Annotated in this window: 2 protein-coding genes; both read right to left on the bottom strand. The window is 34.1% G+C overall.

Annotation, left to right across the window (positions count from 1 at the left end):
• Window positions 1-321, bottom strand: a 321-nt coding sequence (locus tag AB674_RS21655) for a low molecular weight protein-tyrosine-phosphatase (protein ID WP_047779371.1), incomplete at its 3' end; no start/stop codon positions are given.
• Window positions 322-328: 7 nt separating this feature from the next.
• A partial coding sequence (locus AB674_RS21650; protein WP_047779370.1) for a helix-turn-helix domain-containing protein occupies window positions 329-519 on the bottom strand: 191 nt, incomplete at its 5' end.

Here is a 519-nt window from a genome sequence, read left to right as displayed (position 1 = left end):
ATGTACTTTCTCTTTATGATCTTGATTTTTGGCAAGCTCAATCACATCTCTATAATTAGAGTTGTCCATCACATAAATGTAATCAAAAGCATCAAAATCATTCGTGCTGAATTGACGTCCTTTTTGATTTGAAATGGTGATTTTATTTTTTTTTGCAACAGCAATAGAACGATCATCCGGTGAATGGCCAATGTGCCATGAACCTGTTCCTGCTGAATCAACTGTAAATTTACTTTTTGGGAGTTTTGATGCTAATATACCTTCGGCTAAGGGCGACCGACAAATATTTCCTAAACAAACCATTAAAATTTTTATGGACATGATGCTTTTATAGCGTTAATTTTTTATTGATATCTTCAACAAATTTTTTGAATTGTTTGTCAGTAGCAACTAAATTGTCAACGGTTTTGCAAGCGTGTAATACTGTAGCGTGATCTCTGTCTCCTATTTGTGAACCAATGTTCGCCAAAGATGCTTTTGTGAATTTTTTAGCAAAAAACATTGCCAATTGCCTCGCTT

Origin of the sequence: Flavobacterium sp. ABG (assembly GCF_001027725.1) — a bacterium.
GTDB lineage: Bacteria > Bacteroidota > Bacteroidia > Flavobacteriales > Flavobacteriaceae > Flavobacterium > Flavobacterium cupriresistens.
Note: the sequence above shows the minus strand (reverse complement) of the source record. Positions and strands in the feature narration are given on the sequence as shown.